Source organism: Galbibacter orientalis DSM 19592, assembly GCF_000260115.1.
Taxonomy (GTDB): domain Bacteria; phylum Bacteroidota; class Bacteroidia; order Flavobacteriales; family Flavobacteriaceae; genus Galbibacter; species Galbibacter orientalis.
Window position 1 is genome coordinate 967,726 of record NZ_JH651379.1, and the last position, 23,412, is coordinate 991,137.

Annotated in this window: 21 protein-coding genes; 13 read left to right on the top strand and 8 right to left on the bottom strand. The window is 33.4% G+C overall.

Annotated features, from left to right (window positions below):
- The first annotated feature begins 18 nt into the window (after window positions 1-18).
- The 6 genes from JOOMADRAFT_RS04365 to JOOMADRAFT_RS04390 all read left to right on the top strand — a co-directional run bounded on the left by JOOMADRAFT_RS04365 (window position 19) and on the right by JOOMADRAFT_RS04390 (window position 6,088).
- On the top strand, window positions 19-1,494 hold the full coding sequence (locus tag JOOMADRAFT_RS04365) for a lipopolysaccharide biosynthesis protein (protein WP_008611565.1): 1,476 nt from the start codon (window positions 19-21) through the stop codon (window positions 1,492-1,494).
- Complete coding sequence (gene dut, locus JOOMADRAFT_RS04370; protein WP_008611566.1) at window positions 1,494-1,928, top strand: dUTP diphosphatase; 435 nt, start codon at window positions 1,494-1,496, stop codon at window positions 1,926-1,928. Before JOOMADRAFT_RS04365 ends, dut begins: the two co-directional genes overlap by 1 nt.
- Before the next feature lie 66 nt (window positions 1,929-1,994).
- Window positions 1,995-3,005 carry a sugar phosphate nucleotidyltransferase gene (locus JOOMADRAFT_RS04375; RefSeq protein ID WP_008611567.1) on the top strand — a complete coding sequence of 337 codons (1,011 nt, stop codon included), beginning with the start codon at window positions 1,995-1,997 and terminating at the stop codon, window positions 3,003-3,005.
- A gap of 105 nt (window positions 3,006-3,110) precedes the next feature.
- Entirely contained in the window at window positions 3,111-4,043 is a 933-nt protein-coding gene (locus JOOMADRAFT_RS04380) for a tetratricopeptide repeat protein (protein WP_040879539.1), read from the top strand.
- 16 nt (window positions 4,044-4,059) lie between these two features.
- A complete protein-coding gene (locus JOOMADRAFT_RS04385) occupies window positions 4,060-4,839 on the top strand; it encodes a DUF4292 domain-containing protein (RefSeq protein WP_008611569.1) in 780 nt (259 codons plus the stop codon).
- Window position 4,840: 1 nt separating this feature from the next.
- Window positions 4,841-6,088: a murein hydrolase activator EnvC family protein gene (locus JOOMADRAFT_RS04390; RefSeq protein ID WP_008611570.1), complete on the top strand. Its 1,248-nt coding sequence runs from the start codon at window positions 4,841-4,843 to the stop codon at window positions 6,086-6,088.
- A gap of 82 nt (window positions 6,089-6,170) precedes the next feature.
- Here JOOMADRAFT_RS04390 and JOOMADRAFT_RS04395 read toward each other — a convergent pair whose 3' ends face one another.
- Window positions 6,171-6,683 (bottom strand): acyl-CoA thioesterase, encoded by a 513-nt coding sequence (locus tag JOOMADRAFT_RS04395; RefSeq protein WP_008611571.1) that lies wholly within the window; start codon window positions 6,681-6,683, stop codon window positions 6,171-6,173.
- 75 nt (window positions 6,684-6,758) lie between these two features.
- Window positions 6,759-7,790 carry an alpha/beta hydrolase gene (locus tag JOOMADRAFT_RS04400; RefSeq protein ID WP_008611573.1) on the bottom strand — a complete coding sequence of 344 codons (1,032 nt, stop codon included), beginning with the start codon at window positions 7,788-7,790 and terminating at the stop codon, window positions 6,759-6,761.
- 151 nt (window positions 7,791-7,941) lie between these two features.
- Between JOOMADRAFT_RS04400 and JOOMADRAFT_RS04405 the strand changes: the two genes are divergently transcribed.
- Window positions 7,942-8,601 carry an OmpW/AlkL family protein gene (locus tag JOOMADRAFT_RS04405; RefSeq protein WP_008611575.1) on the top strand — a complete coding sequence of 220 codons (660 nt, stop codon included), beginning with the start codon at window positions 7,942-7,944 and terminating at the stop codon, window positions 8,599-8,601.
- A gap of 78 nt (window positions 8,602-8,679) precedes the next feature.
- Here the strand turns inward: JOOMADRAFT_RS04405 and JOOMADRAFT_RS04410 are convergent, their stop codons facing one another.
- Window positions 8,680-9,627, bottom strand: a complete 948-nt coding sequence (locus JOOMADRAFT_RS04410; RefSeq protein WP_008611576.1) for an HU domain-containing protein — start codon at window positions 9,625-9,627, stop codon at window positions 8,680-8,682.
- A 105-nt stretch (window positions 9,628-9,732) separates the two neighbouring features.
- Here JOOMADRAFT_RS04410 and dprA point away from each other — a divergent pair, with 105 nt between their 5' ends.
- On the top strand, window positions 9,733-10,842 hold the full coding sequence (dprA, locus tag JOOMADRAFT_RS04415) for a DNA-processing protein DprA (RefSeq protein ID WP_008611579.1): 1,110 nt from the start codon (window positions 9,733-9,735) through the stop codon (window positions 10,840-10,842).
- Window positions 10,843-10,856: 14 nt separating this feature from the next.
- On the opposite strand, the gene trpS is transcribed toward dprA, so the two are convergent.
- Window positions 10,857-11,825, bottom strand: a complete 969-nt coding sequence (gene trpS / locus JOOMADRAFT_RS04420; protein WP_008611580.1) for a tryptophan--tRNA ligase — start codon at window positions 11,823-11,825, stop codon at window positions 10,857-10,859.
- Between the two features lie 218 nt (window positions 11,826-12,043).
- On the opposite strand from trpS, the gene JOOMADRAFT_RS04425 reads away from it, so the two are divergent.
- Complete coding sequence (locus JOOMADRAFT_RS04425) at window positions 12,044-12,778, top strand: lysophospholipid acyltransferase family protein (protein ID WP_008611581.1); 735 nt, start codon at window positions 12,044-12,046, stop codon at window positions 12,776-12,778.
- 268 nt (window positions 12,779-13,046) lie between these two features.
- Here the strand turns inward: JOOMADRAFT_RS04425 and JOOMADRAFT_RS04430 are convergent, their stop codons facing one another.
- The 4 genes from JOOMADRAFT_RS04430 to recA form a co-directional block, all read right to left on the bottom strand.
- A complete protein-coding gene (locus JOOMADRAFT_RS04430) occupies window positions 13,047-14,492 on the bottom strand; it encodes an outer membrane beta-barrel protein (RefSeq protein WP_008611582.1) in 1,446 nt (481 codons plus the stop codon).
- Between the two features lie 115 nt (window positions 14,493-14,607).
- Window positions 14,608-15,171: an RNA polymerase sigma factor gene (locus JOOMADRAFT_RS04435; RefSeq protein ID WP_008611584.1), complete on the bottom strand. Its 564-nt coding sequence runs from the start codon at window positions 15,169-15,171 to the stop codon at window positions 14,608-14,610.
- Window positions 15,172-15,270: 99 nt separating this feature from the next.
- Window positions 15,271-15,723: a hypothetical protein gene (locus JOOMADRAFT_RS04440; RefSeq protein ID WP_008611585.1), complete on the bottom strand. Its 453-nt coding sequence runs from the start codon at window positions 15,721-15,723 to the stop codon at window positions 15,271-15,273.
- 235 nt (window positions 15,724-15,958) lie between these two features.
- Window positions 15,959-16,966, bottom strand: a complete 1,008-nt coding sequence (gene recA / locus JOOMADRAFT_RS04445) for a recombinase RecA (protein ID WP_008611586.1) — start codon at window positions 16,964-16,966, stop codon at window positions 15,959-15,961.
- 1,196 nt (window positions 16,967-18,162) lie between these two features.
- Between recA and trhO the strand changes: the two genes are divergently transcribed.
- The 4 genes from trhO to JOOMADRAFT_RS04465 all read left to right on the top strand — a co-directional run bounded on the left by trhO (window position 18,163) and on the right by JOOMADRAFT_RS04465 (window position 23,387).
- Complete coding sequence (gene trhO / locus JOOMADRAFT_RS04450; RefSeq protein WP_008611587.1) at window positions 18,163-19,194, top strand: oxygen-dependent tRNA uridine(34) hydroxylase TrhO; 1,032 nt, start codon at window positions 18,163-18,165, stop codon at window positions 19,192-19,194.
- 192 nt (window positions 19,195-19,386) lie between these two features.
- Window positions 19,387-20,556 (top strand): PSP1 domain-containing protein, encoded by a 1,170-nt coding sequence (locus tag JOOMADRAFT_RS04455; protein ID WP_008611588.1) that lies wholly within the window; start codon window positions 19,387-19,389, stop codon window positions 20,554-20,556.
- On the top strand, window positions 20,549-21,040 hold the full coding sequence (locus JOOMADRAFT_RS04460) for a gliding motility lipoprotein GldH (protein ID WP_008611589.1): 492 nt from the start codon (window positions 20,549-20,551) through the stop codon (window positions 21,038-21,040). Before JOOMADRAFT_RS04455 ends, JOOMADRAFT_RS04460 begins: the two co-directional genes overlap by 8 nt.
- 1 nt (window position 21,041) lies before the next feature.
- The gene (locus tag JOOMADRAFT_RS04465; protein ID WP_008611590.1) at window positions 21,042-23,387 is read left to right on the top strand and encodes a penicillin-binding protein 1A; all 2,346 of its coding nucleotides are present in this window, start codon (window positions 21,042-21,044) and stop codon (window positions 23,385-23,387) included.
- Window positions 23,388-23,412 lie beyond the last annotated feature (25 nt).

Sequence of the window (23,412 nt, forward strand, 5' to 3'; positions counted from 1 at the left end):
CTTTAATATAATTCGTTATTGGGAGCTTTAAAAAAATTATTTAAGCATACTTTTATTTACGGTCTAGCTACGGTTTTACCAAGGTTGTTGAGCTTTATTCTAACACCTATTTATACCGATAAACTTGCAACGGAAGATTATGGAATCTATGCTTCGTTATACGTTTATTTAATATTAGGAAATGTATTGCTTTCCTATGGAATGGAGACAGCCTTTTTTAGGTTTATGAATAAAAGTGAACGAAAGTCTGAAGTGCAATCTACTGCGCTTACGTCTATTTTTATTTCTTCTGGTCTATTTCTTATTATTTCATACCTATTAAAAGATACTATTGCATCCTTTTTAGAGTTCAAGCCTGAATTTATTTTATACGGTATTCTCATTCTCTTTTTTGATGCGCTTTGCGTTATTCCTTTTGCTTGGCTTAGAAACCAAGAAATGCCATTAAAATATTCATTTATAAAAATAGCAACCGTAGTAATTAACTTAGGCTTAAATTTATTTTTCTTTTTAGGCTTACCATGGTTAATTTCTAGAAATGAAGCCTCTAATTTAAACTTCTTTGTCTTTGAAAATAAGGTTCATTATATTTTTATTTCTAATCTAATAGCTAGTTTTTTTGGGTTGATATTTATCCTTCCTCTATATTTTAGAATTAGGTTACGACTCGATTTTTACCTTTGGAAACGAATGTTTCGCTATGCACTTCCTGTGCTTATATCCGGAATTGCATTTTCTGTAAATGAAGGGTTTGATAGATTAATGTTAAAATATATACTTCCTGAAAATATTGCTGAAGAAACTGTTGGGATTTATGCAGCATGTTATAAACTGGGTGCGTTTATGACCTTGTTTGTAACTGCTTTTAAATTGGGAGTTGAGCCATTTTTTTTCAGTAATGCCAATAAAAAGAATGCTAAGGAAATCTATGCAGATACCACGCTGTATTTTACAATATTTGGTTCGTTTATCTTTTTGTTTGTAGTTGTATATGCTGATATTTTTAAACGATTATTAATTCATAATGAAGCTTATTGGGAAGCACTTTGGGTAGTACCTTTTATTTTGCTGGCAAACTTATGCCTAGGAATTTATCATAACCTTTCCGTTTGGTATAAAATTACCGACCGGACTATTTTTGGAGCGTATATTTCTGTATTTGGAGCATTTATAACACTTATTATTAATTTTATATTAATTCCTGTTATAACTTACAAAGGCTCTGCTATTGCTACTTTGATAGCCTACGGAAGCATGATGCTTTTATCTTATTATTTCGGACAAAAAAACCATCCAATTCCTTATAATCTAAAGAAAATTGGAAGCTACCTAGGAGTGTCCATTCTTTTTGTATTTCTATCTTTTTATGTATTCGATAGAAATCTAATTATAGGAACACTCTTACTTTTAGTATTTTTGACCTTGATATATAGATTGGAGAATAAAGAACTTAAGAAAATGATGAAATCAATTTCGATTAAAAAGACTAAATAATGACAGTAAAAATTGTAAATAAATCAACACATCAATTACCAAATTACGAAACTATAACCTCTGCGGGGATGGATATTCGTGCAAATATAGATGCTCCAATAGTGTTAAAACCCTTAGAACGTACCATAGTTAAAACGGGTTTGTTTATTGAGCTTCCAATAGGTTCCGAAGCGCAAGTACGCCCAAGAAGTGGCTTGGCTGCAAAAAAAGGAATTACCGTATTAAATGCTCCTGGAACTATAGATGCAGACTATAGAGGAGAAATTGGCGTTATCCTAATAAATCTTTCTAATGAGGATTTTACAGTAGAAAATGGAGAGCGTATTGCACAATTAGTTATTGCAAAACACGAACATATTAGTTGGGAAGAAGTAGAAATTCTTTCAGAAACAAAACGTGGCGAAGGCGGTTTTGGAAGTACTGGGGTGAAATAATTTTTGACTTCCTAGATTAGTAAAGTTTAATTTAAAATAAATACCCCGAGTTGTCGGGCATAACATATGAAAATAATTGTTCCAATGGCTGGACGAGGATCCAGACTTAGACCACATACATTAACAATTCCAAAACCATTAATTCCAATTGCTGGAAAACCTATTGTTCAGCGTTTGGTAGAAGATATTGCAAAAGTACTGGATCAGGAAATTGAAGAAATTGCTTTTATTATTAAAGACGATTTTGGAGCTGAGATAGAAGCTAAATTAAACGAAATTGCAGCAAGTTTAAATGCTAAAGGAACTATTTATTATCAAGATAAGCCTTTAGGAACTGGTCATGCTATTATGTGTGCCCAAGAATCGCTTTCCGGCCCTTGTGTAATTGCCTATGCTGATACACTTTTTAAAGCCGATTTCAATTTAGATAAAACGGCAGATAGTGTTATTTGGGTAAAACAAGTAGATAGACCAGAAGCATTTGGTGTAGTTGAGTTGAATGAAGAAAAGAATATTTCTGGATTGGTAGAGAAACCCCAAGAGTTTGTGTCGGATTTGGCTGTTATCGGAATTTATTATTTTAAACATGGGGAAGCACTTAAGGCTGAATTACAAAAAGTGTTGGATGCTAATATTATTCACGGTGGAGAATACCAAATTAACGACGGTATCAAAGCTATGATGGCGCAAGGAAAGAAGTTTGTTCCAGGAAAAGTGGATGAATGGATGGACTGCGGAAATAAAAATGTTACTGTGGAAACCAACGGAAGAATGCTTCAGTTTTTGCAAGCAGATAAAGAAGATTTGGTATCTTCTTCAGTAAAAAATGAAAATTCTACCATTATTGAGCCATGCTATATTGGAGAAAATGTAGTACTTAAAAATGCAACTGTTGGGCCAAATGTTTCATTAGGTAATGATACTGTTGTAGAAAATTCAACAATAAAAAATAGCTTAATTCAGACGCAGGCTGTAATTAAAAACGCTAATTTAGAGAATGCTATGATTGGAAATTTTGCAAAATTTGATGGAAAGTTTACCGATGTAAGTATTGGAGATTATTCGGTATTAGAGTAAGTTGAAAGTTAGAAAGTTAAAAAGTTCAAAGTTGTACTTGATAGTCCAGATTTAAATGCTTTAAGGCTTGCGCTAAGGTAGTTTACTTTCTTAACTCGTAGAATTATGATAAGAAAAGGGTGTATTAAAACAATAATGCTAGTGGTTTTTACAACCACCATGTTTGTTAACGCCCAAGAAACGAATGCAGATATTTCTCATCAGGCAAATGAGGATGCTTTCCAAGAGTTTTTTTACGAATCTCTTAAGCAAAAGGGAATTGAAAATTACGACAAAGCAATTACCGCATTGTTGGAATGTAAATTGCTGGAGCCAGAAAATGAGGTTATAGATTATGAGTTGGGCTTAAATTATATGTATCAACATAAATATGTAGAAGCACAACCGTACTTTGAAAAGGCAATTTCAAAAGATGCTGCAAATAAATGGTATTTGGACGCATTGTTGGATTGTTATAAAAACCAGCAAAATATTGAAAAAGCAATTGAAGTTGCATCAACATTGGCAGAACAGAATTCTAACTATAAAATAGTTTTGGTTGATTTATATATTGAAAACAAAGATTACGAAAAAGCAATGGGGCTTTTAGATCAAATGGAAGCTCAAGGAATAAGTAGATCTGAGGTTGTTCAACGAAAATCTAAAGTTGTAATGTTGAATAATATAAATGCTTTAGCAGATAATTATACAGCAGCAGAATCGAAATCTGTTTCTATAAATAACCCAATTGAAGATTATAAAAAGCAAATATTAAAACAAAAGCAGCGTACCGACTATAATGAAATGCTTATTGTGAGTAGTGAAGCTTTAGATAATTATCCAACCCAACCAGAATTCTATTATTTAAAAGGGGTAGCTCTAAATAAGCTTCAGAAATTTGAAATGGCAAAAAATGTTTTAGAAGAAGGCTTAGGGTATTTGCTTGACAATAAACAGCTTGAAAACAATATTTATAATGAATTGGTGTTTGCTTATAATGGATTAAATAATGTAGAGAAAGCCAAAGAATATCAGCAAAAAATAAATTCCAATAATTAATAAGTAAAAGATTTAAATGAATATAATAAGAAAGACTTCTGTAACTATTTTTGCAACAATCTTACTTTTTACTACTTCTTGTGGTTCTAAAAATGTACTTGGAATTGGAGAGTTGAAAAGCAACCTTTCAGCAAAAAACATTATTGGGAATCATTATAAAAATGAATTGGATTTTGAAACGCTTACAGGAAGAATTAAAATTGATTATTCCGATGGGGAGAATTCTCAAGGGACTACTGTAAGTATTAGAATGAAGAAAGATGAGGCTATTTGGATGAGCGCTACACTTTCTGTGGTTAAAGTTTTAATTACGCCAACACGAGTTTCATTTTATAATAAACTTGACAATACTTATTTTGATGGTGATTTTTCTTACTTAAATAAGCTTTTGGGAACCGAATTAAATTTTGAGATGGTACAAAACTTATTATTGGGACAAGCAGTTTTCGACTTAAATAAAGAGCCTTATTATGCCTCTTCGGTTGCAAATAAATATCAGTTAAAGCCAGAAAAGCAATCAGAATTATTTAAAACCCTATTTTTGTTGGAGCCTACGTATTTTAAAATGTCATTACAGCAAATATCACAACCATCAAAAAATCGTTTATTGAGCATAGATTATAAAAATTACCAAACGGTAGATGGTAAAATTTTACCAAATGAGATTGAAATAAATGCGGTAGATAAGGAGCATAAAAATAGAATTGAAATTGAATACAATAGTGTTGAATTTAACCGAGATGTTTCTTTTCCTTACAGTATTCCAAGCGGATTTAAACAAGTAGAAATTAAATAATATGAGTCAGCGGAATTTTTTATTTTCAGCCGTTTTAATTGCTTTTATGTCGTTTGGCTCCCTCTATTCTCAAAGTGATGAGCAAAAGGAATTAGAAGCACGTAAATCGCGTTTACAAGAAGAGATTCAACAATTCAATACCTTGCTTTCTCAAAAACGTCAAGAAAAAACAAGTGTTTTGGAAGATGTGGAAGATTTAGATCATAAAATAAAAATCCGTAAAGAGCTTATAAAAGTCACCAATCAGCAAGCAAGTCTTATTAGTCGCCAGATAAATAATAACATTAATAAAATCTCTAAACTTCGAGACGATTTAAAAGAATTAAAAAGCGATTATGCTGAAATGATTCGCAAATCTTATAAAAACAAATCGCAGCAAAGTAGATTGATGTTTTTATTGTCTTCTGAAGATTTTTTTCAGGCTTATAAACGACTTCAGTATATGAAACAGTATACGAATTACCGAAAGGAACAAGCCGATGAAATTCAGTCTAAAACTAAAGAACTACAAGATTTAAATAATGGTTTGGTGGTGCAGCGCGAAGAAAAAGAAACTTTAATTGCTGAAAATAAAAAAGAGCAAACCACTTTAGAAAGAGAATTAAATTCGCAAAAAGGACTTATTGCAAGTATTAAGGAGAAAGAAAGTGAGTATGCTTCTCAAATCCGCAAAAAACAAAGTCAAGCCGATGAAATTGATAGGCAAATAGATAATTTAATTAGAGAGGCAATTGCCAAAGCTAATGCTGCAAATAAGGAAACTACTAAGGAAACCAGAGAAAGCGCTACAAAATCTTCCAATTTTGCTTTAACTGCCGAAGCCAAATTGGTGGATACAGATTTTAAGGCCAATAAAGGAAAACTGCCTTGGCCGGTTGAAAAGGGGGTTTTAAAAATGCGTTATGGAAAACAACCGCATCCTATTGTAAAATCTGTTACTATACAAAGTAATGGGGTTAGAATTGCAACGGAAGCAGGTTCTAAAGCACGTGCAATTTACCGAGGAAAAGTATTAGCAGTACAAGCAATAAAAGGAGGAAATAAGGCGGTTTTAATTCAGCATGGTAATTATATTTCTGTATATAACAATCTTGGAAAGGTATATGTAAAAGAAGGAGATAATGTAGTTACCAAACAAGAAATAGGAGAAGTTTTTACTAGCCCAAGTAATAATGAAACAGTATTGAAATTTATGATTTATGATAACAATCACACCGATAATCCAGCAAATTGGATTTATAGAATGTAGAACGTGTGATTTAGTTTTAATGTGTAAACAATATAAAAAATGCTTTGATGAATTTTATCAAAGCATTTTTTAGTATAAGAAGTTATTCTGTAAACAGTGCTTTAAGCTCTGTTGCTTCATTAGGTTTCATTTTTCCTGCAAGCACTAAACTCAATTGTTTTCTTCTTAGAGCAGCTTCAAAACGTTCTTTTTCTAGTTTTGATTCTGGAGAAATAGGAGGAACGGTAACTGGCTTTCCTGTATCGTCTACCGCTACAAAAGTATAAATAGCTTCATTTGCTTTGCTTTTATGTCCGTTTTCTCGGTCTTCAATCCAAACATCAATATATATTTCCATAGAGCTATTAAAAGCTCTTGATACAGATGCTTCTACAGTTACAACACTTCCAAGTGGAATAGCGCGATTAAAAGCTACGTGGTTTACAGAGGCAGTAACAGTAACCCTACGCGAATGCCTTCTTGCAGAAATACTTGCCGCTCTGTCCATTCTAGCTAATAATTCACCACCAAATAAATTATTTAACGGGTTTGTTTCACTAGGTAAAACAAGGTCGGTCATTACGGTTCTAGATTCACTAGGTGTTTTTGCTTGCATTGTTTAAATTTTATGCAAAGATATCAGCAAATACCACAATATGAAAATTGTTTTAATAAAGTTCTTCTGTACTTATTATGGATAAAATACCTTGTCTAAAAAGTTTATAATTTTATGGATAGGCTCAATGGCATCCTTTTCAAAAGAATTTCCTAAAAACTCATTACTTCCAGAATCTAAATAAGCGTGATTTCTACCTTCGTAAACCCAATATTCTACTGATTGTCCGTTTTCTTCCAATTTAGCTACATATGCTTTAATAGATTCAGGGGTGGTAGTTTGATCTTTAGAGCCTACATGGCAAAATTGAGGAGGAAGCTTTCGGTCGTTTTTCTTGGGTATGGTGTATATTGGAGAGCAAATTTTGTAATAATTAGGATTGTCTTTTACGTTAATATCTTTTCCAAAAATTCCTCTTGCCTCAGCCTCGCCCATTTGCCAAAAGAAATTACTGCTACTTTCAAAGCCATTAACACCGTCTCCCAATGCGGCAGCGTATATATCTACTGCTGGGTAACTTAATACAGCTGCTTGAACAGCTAAGGCATCGGAAGTTTTAAGCTCTTCAAGAGTTTTATTTGGAGGTAAATAAGAAGGTGTAAAACTTAATCTTCCTGCCTCAAATCCTGTTTCAGAAATATTATCTTTTGCATTTACAACCATTGCTGCCAAATGTCCGCCAGCACTATCGCCAGTTACCGCAATTGCATTTGGATTCCCTTTGTATTTGGAAATATTCTCCTTAGTCCAAAGTACAGCGCCCAGAGCATCTTCAATAATTTCATTCATGTTGGTGGTATTATTATTTGCGGTAAGTAAACGGTAATTAACATTACAAACCACATATTCGCTATGAGAAGCAATGTATTGAGACATTTCATCCATAATAGATTTGTTGTTAATAAGCCATCCACCGCCATGGTAGATAATTAGCACAGGATATGTAGGCTTTTCTATATTAGGGGTGTAAATATCCATTGTTAAATCATATCCTTTTGGACTAGCCCATAGGATATCTTTTTCAACTGAAAAGGAATGTTTTTTGGTTCCTTGTGCGGATAGTGTGACGGTTAATAATAGTACTATTAAGTTGAATAGTTGTTTCATTTTTATTTGTTTTTGATGTTAGTAGTTGTATAAAAATACATTAATACTTTAAAGTACACATAAGAATTTTTTCTGATGATATGATTTATGTCATTAATATTTTTTAGGAGTTGTAATAATTTTACCACATAAATTTATAAATATTCAAACAATGAGAAAATTATTTTTAAGTATGGTATTTGGGGTGCTTGCATCTGGTATTGTATGTGCGCAAGAGAGTGAAGAGAAGTTGTATCATAACGATTTTCATAAATGGCAAGTAAGATTGCGTGGGATATTAGTAACTCCTGATGAAAGTGCAAATATTGGTTTAATTGGAGGTGATGCAGCTATAAGTAAGTCTTTTATGCCAGAGTTAGATTTTACATATTACTTTACTAAAAATATTGCAGCTGAATTAATTTTAGGAACAACCAATCATGATGTCAAAGCAATTAATACAGCTGTAGGCAATTTAGATTTAGGAGATGTGTGGTTACTTCCACCAACTTTAACACTTCAATACCATTGGAATGTAGAAGAAAATGTACGTCCATATGTAGGAGCCGGTTTTAATTATACTATTTTTTATAATGCAGCTAATGGTCCAATAGCCGATAATGTTGATTATGAAAATAGCTTTTCTCCAGCAATGCAGTTTGGTATTGATTTTGACATAAGCAAGCGTTGGTTTATTAATATTGATGCCAAGTACTTGTTTTTAAGTACCGATGTAGAAGTAGATGCAACTTCGGCTTTGGGAGCTGTAGTAAACGCAGAGGTAGATATTAACCCATTTATTGCGGGAATTGGTATTGGGTTTAAATTATAGTTTGAGTTAGTAGTTTGGTTATGTAAAAGAAAAGGGCTTTGAAATATTTCAAAACCCTTTTTTTATTTTTATAATTTTTTAGTCTTCTATATTTTCATCTACTAAAAGCCAAGCTTCTTTGGACTCTTCACTTTTTACTTTTCGTAAAAAATCTAAAGCTTCAGGAACTTCAGCAAAACTAGCGTATGTAACTTGGTGTAAGCCATATTTATTTTCCCCAATCCGTTCAGCCTCATATCCTCTTTCTTTAAGCTGATCTACCTTTTTATCCGCATTTTCTTCAACTCTAAAAGCACCTGCTATAATATGATATTTAAGAGGTTGTTTCTCTACTTTCAAAGTAATTGAAGGGATCTCCAAAGGAGTTGTATCAAAAAATGTAGCTTTTTGAATATCGTTTTCAATTTGCTTTTGTGCTTCTTGTTGCGCTACTTGAATTTGATTTTCTTTCTGAATATCAACAAGTTTATAACCGATAGTTCCAGCGGATAAGGCAAGTAAAAATACAGCAGCATATTTTAAGTAAGAACGATTTTTCCTACGTTCAGGAGTAAATGCTATTGGAGCTTTTTCTTCTAATGTTTCTACTTCTTTCTTCAATTCCTCTCTTGTGATGGAAGGAGATACGAAAGAAGATAGTCCAAATGAAGAAGTTAAATAGTTTAAATGGTATGAAGGTTGGAAAAGAATTTTTTCATCTTCACTCCACCAAAGATCTCCAATATTTTTAAGGGCTATTTTTTCTTTTGAAATTAAAGATTTTCTCCAGCTTAGAACGGTAGCTTCAATCTTAGTTGATGCTTCTTCATAACTAATATTTTGCGCTTCTGCAATGTACTTTGTTAGAAGTCCGTCATTAGATTTTAATTGCTCGTTAAAGGCAATAGATTTTGATGGCGGATAGAAAGCATTTGTATTATGATGCACTTTTGCAGGTTGATACTGCGTAATAAATGAACCAAACCCAGGTACAGTTACGCATTCATATCGGTATAATAAATCGCTTATGTAATTTTCTATTCGCATAAAGCAAAGATGTAAAAAAATCGAATTGATTTGAAAATACTTTTTCAGTTTTTATCAACAGTAGAATTTTTTCTATACTTTTATTACTGAAAATCATATGTTTAAATGACGGATAAAGAGCTTCTTTTTTTATTAACAATTCACAGAGCGTCCAAAATAGGGGATATAACTGCCAAAAAGCTCATAAAACATTGTGGTAGCGCTGAAGAAGTTTTTAAAGAAAAGCGAAATAACCTTCTTAAAATTGATGGTATTGGATTGCATATTTTGAGTATGCTTAACAATAAAAACAATTTAATTGATGCTGAGAAGGAGCTTCAATTTATACGAGACCATAATTATGATGTGGTTTCTTATGAAGAAGAAGAGTACCCTAGAAACCTAAAACATTGTATAGATGGTCCTATTCTTATTTTTAGTAGGGGAAATATTAATTTGAGAAAGCAGCATCAGAAAATTATAAGTGTGGTGGGAACTCGTCAAATAACATCGTATGGAATTGCTGCTTGTGAAAAATTTATTGAGGAAATAACGCCATTCGATCCAATCATTCTTAGTGGTTTTGCTTATGGTGTAGATATCTGTGCCCATAATGCTGCTATTAAAAATGAATTACAAACTATTGGTTGTTTAGCGCATGGATTAAATCAGGTATATCCCAAATCTCATGCTAAATACGTGGATTCCATAATGCAAAATGGAGGTTTTATAACAGATTTCTGGAGTGATGAGGGGCCGGAGCGAAATAATTTTTTAAAAAGGAATCGTATCATCGCTGGAATGGCAGATGTTACTGTTGTGGTAGAATCTGCTAGTAAGGGTGGGAGTTTGGTAACTGCAGATATTGCACTTTCTTATAATCGAGAAGTTTTTACTTTTCCTGGTCGCAGCACCGATAAATATAGTGAAGGGTGTAATAACTTACTTAAAAGTCAGCAAGCGCATATGTTAACCTCAGCAGCCGATTTAGTGTACATATTAGGATGGGATTTTAATGAGGACTCTAAAGCCTCGGTTCAGAAACAATTGTTTGTAGAGTTGGATAGTAATGAACAAACAATTTATGATTATTTGCAGAAAAAAGAAAAGCAATTACTAGATGTAATTGCTTTGGATTGTATGATGCCAGTTCATAAACTAGCGGCTATTCTTTTATCAATGGAAATGAAAGGCGTTGTGCGTCCATTACCCGGCAAACTTTTTGAGGTAATTTAATCCCTCAAAAAGTTTTAATACCCTATTTTGCTTCGTACTCTTCCAAGGACATCATTAGCAACTTTTCTTGCCTTTTCAGCACCTACAGCCAATACGTCATCAATTTCATTAAGATTCTCCATATAATAGTTGAAGCGTTCTCTTTCTGTGGAGAATTTATCAAGAATTAATTCGAATAATGCTTGTTTTGCATGTCCATAACCAAAACCGCCTTTTTCATATTTTTGACGCATATCTACTATTTGTTCTGGCGTTGCAAGCAATTTATAAATTCCGAAAACCTTACATGTATCTGGGTCTTTTGGAGCTTCCAATGGAGTACTGTCTGTTTCAATACTCATTACTTGTTTGCGTAATTGCTTTTCAGGGAGAAAAATATTGATAAAATTATTTCTCGATTTACTCATTTTCTGCCCATCAGTTCCTGGAATATACATGGTTTCTTCTTGTACTTTTCCTTCAGGAATAACAAAGGTTTCTCCAATTTGAGTATGCATTCTTGAGGCTACATCCCGAGTAATCTCAATATGTTGCATCTGGTCTTTTCCAACAGGAACAATCTCAGCATCATACAACAAAATATCGGCAGCCATTAGCATTGGATAGCTAAATAATCCAGCATTCACATCATCCAAACGGTCTGCTTTGTCCTTAAAAGAATGTGCTAATGTTAAACGTTGGTATGGGAAATAGCAGCTTAAATACCAAGTTAGTTCAGTAGTTTGAGGAACATCACTTTGTCTGTAAAAAACAACCCTATTTATATCTAATCCACATGCAAGCCAAGCCGCAGCAACATTGTATGTATTGTTTCTTAATGTTTCTCCATCCTTAATTTGCGTCAATGAATGCATATCTGCAATAAAAAGGAAAGAATCGTTTTCTGGTTTCTCAGACATTTTTATCGCTGGGATAATAGCACCCAACAAATTTCCTAGATGTGGAGTTCCTGTACTCTGTATTCCTGTAAGTATTCTTGCCATTTTTCTATTTTAAACAGTCGCACAAAGGTATGATGTTTTACAAAAAGTATAAACCAGTTTGTTGCAAATGTTTATTTTTGATTCCGTAAAAATCCTCATTAGAGGGTATTTTATATCCAAAGTAGTTGCCTGTACAAAAGCTTGTGGATAAAGCGTAAGTTTATTAGGTAGCAATTTCTTTCATAATTATATAATATATTTGACTTAAACGTATTCGTGTGAAAATAATAATAATTCGTTTTTTACAGCTTTTATATAGAGTTTGGTTTTATTTATTAATGTCAATACCGATTGTTATTTTATTTCCAATCCTATTGATACTTACTGTTAGCGAGAAATTATATCCTTTGTTTTTTTGGATTGCAAGAAATATTTGGGCAAATTTTGTACTGTATGGTATGTTTTTGTTTCCTTCTATTAAACGCCACCAAGAAATAGAAAAGGGAGAAAGTTATATGCTTATAGGAAATCATACCTCCATGCTTGATATTTTAATGATGCTAAAAGTGTCTAAAAATCCATTTGTATTTGTAGGGAAAAAGGAGCTAGCTAAAATTCCAATTTTCGGATTTTTTTATAAAGGTGTATGTATTTTGGTGGACAGAAGCTCCGCTAAAAGCAGGACAGCTGTGTATAAAAGTGCACAACGCCGATTAAAACAAGGGTTGAGTATATGTATTTTTCCAGAGGGTGGGGTTCCAGACGATTTGAATATTGTTTTAGATGAATTTAAGGAAGGAGCATTTAGATTGGCTATTGAACATCAAATTCCAATTGTTCCTGTTGTGTTTTTAGATAATAAAAAACGCTTTTCATATGAGTTCTTTAGCGGCTCTCCTGGAAGAACACGCGCTATAGTTATGGAATTTTTGAATACTCATGGTTTAAAATCTTCAGATGCTACTCAGATTAAGTTACATGCTAGGCAGGCTATTTATGATCATTTATCTTAAATACAAAAATCCCCTTCCAAGTGGAAAGGGATTTTCTTTAGGTAAAATGCAATTAAGCAAATAACCTAACCAACTATTTTTAATTTTTTAAGCAGGGTTTTATTTCCCCTGAGCCTTTACTGAGTTTACCGAAGGGCTCTAAAATGGATTAAATTATTTTCCTTTGAATACCTTGTAGGTTTACCTCGAGGTAGTTTATTCTCAAAGCATGCGTCAATTCAATCAAAAAGGCGCTGCTTAGAAAAGGTCAAATGTTATGTTTAACTTTTTAAAATTTAAAACTCAGTCCTGTATACACCCCTAAGATATATGGCGAAAAACCACCATCTTCTCTTGAAAATGTATTTAGTTGATATTTAAACATAGGCTCTAAATTGAAAAGTAGTTTGTTTGATAATTGATAGTCCAAACCAACTCCAATGTTGGTACTAAAACTTAGGCCGTTTAAATTATTAGCTTCTCCAACCTCTGTAGTTAAAGAGCTAGATTGTATAGAAACTTCATTGCTGGTTAAAAACAAAGAACTCATCCCACCAATGATATTAATTCCAAATCGTTTATCTACCAATCGGTATTTTAATTCCATTGGAACTTCAATATATCCAAACTCTTGCTTCATGCTACCTTCAGAAACATTTTCAGTCTTAGCTTCAAACTGACTATTGGAGTTCGGGCTAAAGGAAGGAGACTTATCGCTACTAGATACATTTAATGAGGTTTCGCTACTTTTAAAATCTATAGTGGAAAGCGATTGTGAGGCTCCAAAAACAGCTGGACCAAAATTAACATCATTGGTGCTATAACCCATGTTTACATTGTTAATACCAGAACGCACGCTTAAACGTTTACTTACATTATAAGCTACATTAATTCCGTAGCTCATATTTATAACTCCTTCTTTAGCATTGGAAGAAAATTCGCTGTTTATAGGAGATCCTTTACTTAAAGAATTATAGTAAACAGGAGCAACATTTGGATTAACTGTCCATCTTGAATTTTTAGGCTCCTTAACAGCTACCAATTCTTTCTCTTTTTCCATTTCTGCAACAACATCTAGTAAAGACTTTTTCTCGTTATTATCTTTCTTTTCAGAAGGGCTTTCATCTTCCGTATTGTTTTCTGCTATCGACTGTTTTTCTATAATGTTTTTGTTGACAGTATTTTGTTCACTCTCACTCTTACTCTCTGGAGTTGTATTGGCAACCAAATTATTTTTAACCAAATTGGCTTCTTCGTCAGGTTTTTTAGGGTTTCTTATAGCAGTATTTCCATCTGAAGAATTTTGGACTGCAATTCCAGAATTTGTATTTGTTATTGCAGTTTTAGGATTGTTACCTTCACTATTGGTCAACTTCTCTTCACTAGTTTTGTTAGCGCTATTTGCTACGGCATCATTGGTTTTTATAATAGAATTTTCGTCAAGAGTATTTTTTCCGTTTTCTTTGTTAGTTTCTTGTTCTGTGTTTGTAATAATATTTGAATTAGGAAGAGTGTTTTCAGAAGAATTAAAAAATAAATCTCCAAATAAAATCAATAATGCAATAGCTGCTGCTGCACCTCCAAGTTTCCACCAAATAGGAATTACTTTTCTGTCTTGCTTTGCTTTTTTGTCCAAAGAAGCATCGATGCGCTCCCACATATTTTCTGGTGGAGCAGTATCGAAGTCTTTAAACTTCTCTTGGAATAAGCGTTCTATATTTTTTTTGTCGTTCATTTTAACTTCAATACCAATAGGTATTTTATTTTGTTATTGTAAAGAAAGTGTTTTATATTGAATTTATTTTTTTAATCCGTCTTACTTTATTCACTAGCACTTTACGTTAAATGTGTTATATTTTTTTTGTTTGAATACCTCGTGGGCTTCCCCTGAGGTAGTTTTTATCTTCTTCAAGCCTATTTCTTAAAGCCATTTTAGCACGTGCTAAATTAGATTTTGATGTCCCTTCACTTATACCAAGTATTTCGGCTATTTCTTTGTGAGAATATCCATCTAGTACATATAAATTAAAAGAGAGTCGGTATCTATCTGGTAATTCTTGAATAAGTTTCAGTAAATAATCCAATGAAACATTATCGGTAGTTACTTCTACAGAGACTTCATCTTCTAAATTGTTCGGAAGCGCATCAAAAGCGCCTTGTTTTCTATATTTTTGGAGCACGGTATTTACAGTAACTCGTTTAAGCCAGCCTTCAAAAGAACCTTTAAAATTATAGGTGTCAATTTTGTTAAAAATAACCATAAAGCTATCGTGCAGATTGTCTTCTGCCTCCACTTGATTGCGCGAGTATTTGAGGCACACACTAAATAATTTTCTACTGAAAAGTTTATAGAGTTCTTCTTGTGCCTTTCTATCTTGCTGTTTACATTGCTTTATGAGTTTATCTAGACTCACTCGTAGCTAAGTAGTTTTAATCCCTCATGGAGGGTGTAATTTGCCGATGCTCTTTGCATTGAAATTAATTAATATTTTTTTGTTTGCTACCTCGTATACTTACATCGAGGTAGTAGTTTCTTCGCCTACTTCTCTTACAGGGACCTCATAAGTAAGATATTGTTTTTCGCCATTATCATCCTCTCCAATATAAAATTTAAAGGTATAGGTGTTTCTATATCTTACTTCAAAATCAAAACTATCAGTCCCTTCTGTGTCTGTTAAGGTTTCACAATCGGTTCTATCTAGTACTGTTGCTACTGCAAAGATAGTACGTTCAGTTTCACCAGTATGATTAAACTCAAAACCATTGTAGATATGGCAATCTGTAGGTCTTAAATAAGTAAAGTCAATTGGGTATACTTTTCCATACTCGAAATATTCTGGAAAATTAGCGCTTGTAATTTCCATGGTTTCGTAGTAAAAATTTGTTGCATCATCATCCGATAAGTCACAAGAACTAAAGCTTAGCAAAGTAAAAGTGCAAAGCATTAAAACAAAAAACTTTTTCATTTTTTTATACTAATTTTCTTAGTAGATGCATTTAGGATGAAAGGGTTGCGTTTTTCTATAAAAAAATCCCGAGAAGATAAATTCTCGGGATTTCCTACCTCATAGAGGGTTTGATTCCTCAAAGCCTATTCTGACTTTACAGAAGGGCTCTGTATCGAAATGAGGTAAACTTATTTTTATTACATACTTTGAGAACTTATCTCGAAGCAATTTTTAAAGGTGTTTTACAACAGTATTAGTTATCCATTGCTTTAATACCTTCTTTTATTTTTCCTTCTAACTCATCTAAAAGTTCAGGGTTATCTTGTAAAATTGTTTTTACAGCGTCACGTCCTTGTCCTAGTTTGGTATCGCCATAACTAAACCATGAACCACTCTTTTTAATAATTTCGAACTCAACTCCTAAATCTAGAATTTCCCCAACTCGAGAAATCCCTTCTCCATACATAATATCAAATTCTGTAGCTTTAAAAGGAGGAGCTACTTTGTTTTTCACCACTTTTACTCTGGTTTTATTACCAGAAGCCCCGCCATCACTATCTTTTATTTGTGTAGAACGACGAATATCTAACCGAACTGAAGCATAAAACTTTAAGGCATTTCCACCAGTTGTTGTTTCTGGGTTTCCGAACATCACTCCAATTTTCTCACGAAGCTGGTTGATAAAAATAACCGTACATTTTGTTTTGCTGATACTTGCTGTAAGTTTACGTAGAGCCTGCGACATTAAACGAGCATGAAGTCCCATTTTGGAATCTCCCATTTCTCCTTCAATTTCACTTTTTGGCGTTAATGCAGCTACAGAATCCACAATTACAATGTCAATAGCTCCTGAACGAATTAAGTTATCGGCAATTTCCAGAGCTTGCTCTCCATGGTCTGGTTGAGAAATAATTAAATTATCAATATCAACCCCCAATTTTTGTGCATAAAAACGGTCAAAAGCATGCTCCGCATCTATAAAGGCAGCAATTCCACCAGATTTTTGAGCCTCAGCAATAGCATGTAACGTAAGTGTTGTTTTACCAGAAGATTCTGGTCCGTATATTTCTATAACTCTACCTCTTGGATACCCGCCAACACCTAACGCAATATCCAGTCCGATAGACCCTGTTGGAATAGCATCAACATCTTCCACAACACTATCTCCCATTTTCATCACCGCTCCCTTACCGTAGGTTTTATCCAACTTGTCTAAAGTGAGCTTTAGTGCTTTTAACTTTGCATCTTTTTCCGAACTCATTTCTTTGTATTCTTTTGTTTCGTGCTAAAATACTATTTCTTTTTTCAGCATACAATTTGCCACGCAACCTTTTTATTTTTTTCGTATCTAATAAAAAATGGAAGGCTGAGTAGCCCTAAAATTAATGGGGTTTACCCATTAGTTATTGTTTTGAAGGATAAAATTTTGAATATAGAATATAATTATCAACACAAAGGAAAGATACGTCTTTTATTTTAACATTATTTGATTTTTTATGGAATATCGCAATGTCTACATATGGAAATCGAATAATCCTGCCATAGCAATTCCTTGCAATGGTAAGATGGATGGTGGCTAGCTTCGTTGTTATTGCAATGATGAATATTTTAAATATTTAATAACAACGAATTAGCTAATTAAAGAGTTTCAGTAATTATTGAAGCTCTTTTTTTTGGTATTAAAACGAGAAATTCGAGAGAGAATTGGATAAGTCAGAAGTCGGAAGTTCGAAGCCCGAAGTAAAAAGTTACGCTGTTATGTAGTTACGATGTTACAAAGAAAAAAAACTGCTTATTGAACGCTTTTTTATTTAAAGATTGAAAAAGAGAGAAGTCTGGAGTTGAAAGGAAACAAGAGTAAAGAGAAGAGAATATAGATTTTTCTTGACTCTTGATTCCTGACTCTTGATTGAAAAAGAAAGAAGTTGGAAGTTCGAAGCCCGAAGTAAAAAGTTACGCTGTTATGTAGTTACGCTGTTACAAAGAAAAAACTGCTTACTGAACATTGAACACTGCATTCTGTCTCCCGACTTCAGACTTCGGTCTTCTGACTTTTTTTCATTTCCTCATTTCCAAATTTATAACTTTGTCCCTCTGCCACTTTGAACCTTTGCCACTTTGAGTTGAAAGTAAAAAAGTTAGGCTGTTATGTAGTTACGATGTTACAAAGAAAAAAAACTGCTTATTGAACATTGAACACTGCATTCTGTCTCCCGACTTCAGACTTCGGTCTTCTGACTTTTTTCATTTCCACATCTTCAAATCCTCAAATTGACACATTTACAACTTTGCCACTTTGAGTTATAAAGTTATGGAGTTATGTTGTTACGATGTTTCAGGAAAGTTTTTTTTCTGTCTTCTGTCTCCTGAACCCAGATTTCCTCCTAAAATTAAAAATCCTTACTTTTGCAAAAATATTAATGAAACAAATTCTTTAACTTAAAAAATTGGTATAGCATGCAACTGTACAATAAATTAAGCGCAGAAGAAAGAGCGGCACTTATTGAAGAAGCCGGAAAAGAGCGCCTTACAATTTCTTTCTATAAATACGCTAAAATTGGAAATCCACAAATCCTTAGAAATCATTTGTTCTTAGCTTGGGACGAATTGGAGGTGTTAGGAAGAATTTATGTGGCAAAAGAAGGGATTAACGCACAATTATCGGTTCCTGCAGAATTATTTAACGACTTTAAAAAACATTTAGATTCGATTTCTTTTTTAGAAAACGTACGTCTTAATATAGCTATTGAGCATGATGACTTTGCTTTTTTAAAGCTAAAAGTTAAAGTGCGTGATAAAATTGTAGCAGATGGGTTGAATGACGATGCTTTTGATGTTACCAACAAAGGAATTCATGTAGATGCGGCTACTTTTAACGAGCTTATAGAAGATCCAAATACTGTTTTGGTGGATATGCGTAATCATTACGAAAGTGAAATAGGTCATTTTAAAAACGCCATTACACCAGATGTAGATACTTTTAGAGATTCTTTGCCAATTATAGAAGAAGATTTAAAAGAGCATAAAGAAGATAAAAACCTTGTAATGTATTGTACAGGAGGGATTAGATGTGAGAAAGCTAGTGCTTATTACAAACATAAAGGGTTTAAAAATGTTTTTCAGTTGGAAGGCGGAATTATTAATTACGTACGTCAAATAGAAGCCAGTAAGCTTGAAAATAAATTTATTGGGAAGAACTTTGTTTTTGATGAACGCCGTTCAGAAAGAATTAGTGAAGATATTATAGCACATTGTCATCAATGTGGAAAAGCTTGTGATACACATGTAAATTGTGCGAACGAAGCGTGCCATTTATTGTTTATTCAATGTGAAGAATGTGCAGCAAAGATGAATAATTGTTGCTCAACAGATTGTATGGATATTGTAGCTTTACCTTATGAAGAGCAAAAAGCGCTTAGAAAAGGAAAAGCAGTAAGCAATTTAATTTTTAAGAAAGGAAGATCGGAAGTGCTAAAGTTTAAAGAATAGCATAAGATTTTTCTTATATTTAGTTTTCTATTTCTGCTGAATTTTAAATTTTAAGATTGTAGAAATTTTAAACAGACTAAAAATAGTATCTTTACGTATTGAACTGGTTAAAAACTAGTTTATAAGTGAAGTATTTATGAACCTTAACCGAAGTACTTTTAAGGAAGTTTCTTCGGTTCAATATATAAAATTATGGGATGTAGCAGTTGTTCAACCGGTAAGGATGGGCAACCACGTGGGTGTAAGAATAACGGTACTTGCGGAACAGATGGTTGTAATAAACTTACCGTTTTTGATTGGCTTTCTAATATGTCGCTACCCAATGGCCATGAGCCTTTTGATTGTGTCGAAGTTAGATTCAAAAATAGTAGAAAAGAGTTTTTCAGAAATAAAGAAAATTTAACCCTTTCCATCGGAGATGTGGTGGCTACAGAGTCTTCTCCAGGGCACGATGTTGGTGTTGTAACGCTTGTTGGAGAGTTGGTTAAAGTACAAATGAAAAAGAAAAAAGTAGATTTTAAAGATGAAAATCTACCAAAAATCTATAGAAAAGCCTCACAAAAAGATATTGATATTTGGCAAGCGGCAAGAGACCGTGAAGCAGCAGTTCAAAAGAAATCTCGAGAATTAGCGATTAGTCTTCAACTACAAATGAAAATCTCGGATGTAGAATTTCAAGGAGATGGTTCTAAAGCTACTTTTTATTATACTGCCGAAGAACGCGTAGATTTCCGTCAGCTTATAAAAGATATGGCACGCGCTTTTAGTACTCGTATTGAAATGCGTCAAATAGGATACCGACAAGAAGCTGCCAGACTTGGTGGAATTGGTTCTTGTGGGAGAGAGTTGTGCTGTTCTACTTGGTTAACAGATTTTAGATCGGTAAATACAGCTTCGGCTCGCTACCAACAGCTTTCTTTAAATCCGCAAAAGTTAGCAGGACAATGTGGAAAACTTAAATGTTGTTTAAATTATGAGCTCGATGCTTATTTAGACGCTTTAAACGATTTCCCTAGTCAGGAGCAACGACTTAAAACTGAAAAAGGAGAAGCTGTTTGTCAGAAAATAGACATTTTTAAGCAACTTATGTGGTTTTGTTACGAAGGGCAATGGGCAAATTGGTTTGTATTAACTACAGATCAGGTAAGAGAAATCATCAGTCTTAATAAAAAGAAACAACCTGTTGCTGGACTTGAAGAATATGCACTTGATTTAACTGCAGATACTAAAACAGAGTTTGAGAACGTTGTAGGACAAGATAGTTTAACACGTTTTGATAAGCCTAAAGCATCTAAAGGGCGTAGCAAAAATAAAAAAAGACGTACTAACAACAATAGAAGGAAAAGGTCTAATAATGCATAAGCGACTTGTTTTTTTAAGTCTTATGGCTTTAATGTTTGTAGCTTGTAGTTCCGATGCGAATGTTTTTGGAGAATATAAGCCTATTAAAAATGGATGGGATAAGAATGAAAAAGTCTCTTTTGAGTTTCAACCTAAAGATACATTAAATGCTTATAATCTTTTTATCAATCTAAGAAACGACGATAGTTATAAGTTTAGTAATTTATACCTAATAGTTAATTTAGATTTTCCAGGAGGAAAAACTGTTTCCGATACTTTGGAATATGAGATGGCAAAACCTAGTGGGGAGTGGCTTGGTAAAGGATTTTCCTCTTTAAAGGAAAGTAAGCTTTATTACAAAGAAAATGTTGTTTTCCCTACTATGGGAACTTATAATATTGCAATTGAACATGCAATGCGAAAAAATGGAACTGTAGAAGGAATAACATCCTTAAAGGGAATTACAGACGTAGGTATAAGTATAGAAAAATCAGCTGAAAAATAAAATGGCAAAGAAAGTATCAAACAAAAAAGCTAAAAGTAAAAATCAAGGTTTTAGAAAATATATCTTATGGTTTTGGCGACTCTTCGCAGCAGGAATTCTCTTTGTAGTACTTATATTTTTACTAGCCTCTTGGGGAGTTTTTGGGAAATTACCTTCATTTGAAATATTAGAGAACCCACAAACAAACTTAGCTTCAGAAATTATATCTTCAGACGGAAAAACCTTAGGAAAATATTATTTAAATGATAATAGAACGCCTGTTGATTTTGAAGAATTGCCTAAACATTTAGTAAATGCTTTAATTGCTACTGAAGATGAACGTTATTACGATCATTCGGGGATTGATGCTTGGGGAACACTTCGTGCTGCTGTGTTTTTAGGAACTCGAGGTGGAGCAAGTACAATTTCTCAGCAGTTAGCAAAACAGTTGTTTACCGAGCAGGTTTCTTCAAATATTGTTGAACGGATTATTCAGAAAATTAAAGAATGGATTATTGCTATTCAACTAGAAAAACAATATACCAAAGAAGAAATTATTGCCATGTATTTCAATATTTACGATTTTGGTAATAATGCTGATGGTATTCGTTCTGCAGCACGTATTTATTTTGGAGAAGAACCTTCAAACTTAAATGTAGAGCAATCTGCAATGCTGGTTGGAATGTTTAAAAATTCATCGCTTTACAACCCTAGAAGAAATCCTGTTGGGGTAGAGAATAGACGAAATGTAGTGTTGAATCAGATGTTTAAAAATGAATTTTTAAATGAACAAGAACGCGATTCTCTTGCTGCAATTCCTTTAGAAATAGATTACCATCCAGAATCTCACCGAGAAGGGATAGCTACGTACTTTAGAGAGTATTTAAGAGATTGGTTGAAGCAGTGGACTGCCGATGAAGATAATTACCGACCTGATGGCGAGAAATACAATATCTATCTTGATGGGTTAAAAATATTTACAACCATAGATTCTAGAATGCAAGCCAATGCAGAAGAGGCGGTAAGTGAGCATATGAAACGTTTGCAAGCGGAATTTTTTGTGCAAAATACAGACAAGCGTAATCCAACAGCGCCATTTTTAGATGTAACTCCTGAGGAAACCCAACGAATTTATAACCGTTCGATGCGTCAGTCAGAGCGTTGGAGACGTATGAGAGATGTTCTTAAAAAACCTGAAAAAGAAATCATAGCTTCCTTCAAGAAAAAAATTCCAATGGAAGTTTTTACTTGGCAGGGAGAAAAAGATACGGTAATGTCTCCTTTAGATTCTATAAGGTATTATAAATATTTCTTGCGTACTGGAATGATGTCGATGGAGCCACAATCTGGTCATGTTAAAGCATGGGTTGGAGGAATTAACTACAAACACTTTCAATACGATCAAGTAAAACAAGGTCGCCGTCAAGCGGGTTCTACTTTTAAGCCTTTTGTATATGCAACTGCTATAGACCAATTGCATTTATCGCCTTGTGATGAGTTTCCAGATATTTATACCTGCATCGAAGCTAATAAATACGGGAATATTTTACCATGGTGTCCTAAAAATTCCGATGGTAAGTATTCTGGAGATATGTACACCTTAAAGTATGCTTTGGCAAATTCTGTCAATACAATTACTGCTAGGTTAATGGATAAAGTAGGACCACAACCAGTGGTTAATCTTATTAAACGTATGGGGGTTGAAGCGGAAATTTTACCAGTGCCTTCTATTGCTTTAGGAACTCCAGATATTTCGGTTTATGAAATGGTAGGTGCCTTTGGAACTTTTGCAAATCAAGGGGTGTATGTTAAGCCAGTTATGATTACTCGTATTGAAGATAAAAATGGAACAGTTTTATATGAATCGGTTCCAGAAACTAGAGATGTACTAAGTAAAGATGTTGCTTATACTACCGTAAAATTAATGGAAGGAGTAACAGAATCGGGTTCTGGAGCAAGGTTAAGAGGAACTTGGCGTAAAGATATACAAGTTTATAAAGAGATTATTACGGGGTATCCATACGATTTAAAAAATCCTATTGCTGGAAAAACTGGAACAACTCAAAATAATTCCGATGGTTGGTTTATGGGAATGGTGCCAAACTTAGTAACTGGAGTATGGGTAGGTGGAGAAGATAGATCAACGCATTTTAAAAGTATAACCTACGGGCAAGGAGCAAGTATGGCATTGCCTATTTGGGGACTTTACATGAAAAAATGTTATGCGGATGAAGATTTAGGAATTTCTACTGCTGCATTTGAGAGACCAGAAGATTTAAGTATCCGTGTGGATTGTGATGAACCAGCAGAGGCAGATCAAGATTCTATTAAAGTAGATTATAATGAGGGGGTAAATATCGATTTTTAATCCCCTCTAGGAATAGCTTTATAAC

What these genes read in the sequence shown, in the direction of transcription:
- JOOMADRAFT_RS04455 (WP_008611588.1), top strand. Translation starts at nt 19,387, where the DNA reads ATGGGATGTAGCAGTTGTTCAACCGGTAAGGATGGGCAACCACGTGGG.
- JOOMADRAFT_RS04460 (WP_008611589.1), top strand. Translation starts at nt 20,549, where the DNA reads ATGCATAAGCGACTTGTTTTTTTAAGTCTTATGGCTTTAATGTTTGTA.
- JOOMADRAFT_RS04440 (WP_008611585.1), bottom strand. Translation starts at nt 15,723, where the DNA reads ATGAAAAAGTTTTTTGTTTTAATGCTTTGCACTTTTACTTTGCTAAGC.
- JOOMADRAFT_RS04465 (WP_008611590.1), top strand. Translation starts at nt 21,042, where the DNA reads ATGGCAAAGAAAGTATCAAACAAAAAAGCTAAAAGTAAAAATCAAGGT.
- trpS (WP_008611580.1), bottom strand. Translation starts at nt 11,825, where the DNA reads ATGGCAAGAATACTTACAGGAATACAGAGTACAGGAACTCCACATCTA.
- JOOMADRAFT_RS04430 (WP_008611582.1), bottom strand. Translation starts at nt 14,492, where the DNA reads ATGAACGACAAAAAAAATATAGAACGCTTATTCCAAGAGAAGTTTAAA.
- recA (WP_008611586.1), bottom strand. Translation starts at nt 16,966, where the DNA reads ATGAGTTCGGAAAAAGATGCAAAGTTAAAAGCACTAAAGCTCACTTTA.
- JOOMADRAFT_RS04385 (WP_008611569.1), top strand. Translation starts at nt 4,060, where the DNA reads ATGAATATAATAAGAAAGACTTCTGTAACTATTTTTGCAACAATCTTA.
- JOOMADRAFT_RS04405 (WP_008611575.1), top strand. Translation starts at nt 7,942, where the DNA reads ATGAGAAAATTATTTTTAAGTATGGTATTTGGGGTGCTTGCATCTGGT.
- JOOMADRAFT_RS04375 (WP_008611567.1), top strand. Translation starts at nt 1,995, where the DNA reads ATGAAAATAATTGTTCCAATGGCTGGACGAGGATCCAGACTTAGACCA.
- dut (WP_008611566.1), top strand. Translation starts at nt 1,494, where the DNA reads ATGACAGTAAAAATTGTAAATAAATCAACACATCAATTACCAAATTAC.
- JOOMADRAFT_RS04400 (WP_008611573.1), bottom strand. Translation starts at nt 7,790, where the DNA reads ATGAAACAACTATTCAACTTAATAGTACTATTATTAACCGTCACACTA.
- trhO (WP_008611587.1), top strand. Translation starts at nt 18,163, where the DNA reads ATGCAACTGTACAATAAATTAAGCGCAGAAGAAAGAGCGGCACTTATT.
- JOOMADRAFT_RS04410 (WP_008611576.1), bottom strand. Translation starts at nt 9,627, where the DNA reads ATGCGAATAGAAAATTACATAAGCGATTTATTATACCGATATGAATGC.
- dprA (WP_008611579.1), top strand. Translation starts at nt 9,733, where the DNA reads ATGACGGATAAAGAGCTTCTTTTTTTATTAACAATTCACAGAGCGTCC.
- JOOMADRAFT_RS04395 (WP_008611571.1), bottom strand. Translation starts at nt 6,683, where the DNA reads ATGCAAGCAAAAACACCTAGTGAATCTAGAACCGTAATGACCGACCTT.
- JOOMADRAFT_RS04390 (WP_008611570.1), top strand. Translation starts at nt 4,841, where the DNA reads ATGAGTCAGCGGAATTTTTTATTTTCAGCCGTTTTAATTGCTTTTATG.
- JOOMADRAFT_RS04380 (WP_040879539.1), top strand. Translation starts at nt 3,111, where the DNA reads ATGATAAGAAAAGGGTGTATTAAAACAATAATGCTAGTGGTTTTTACA.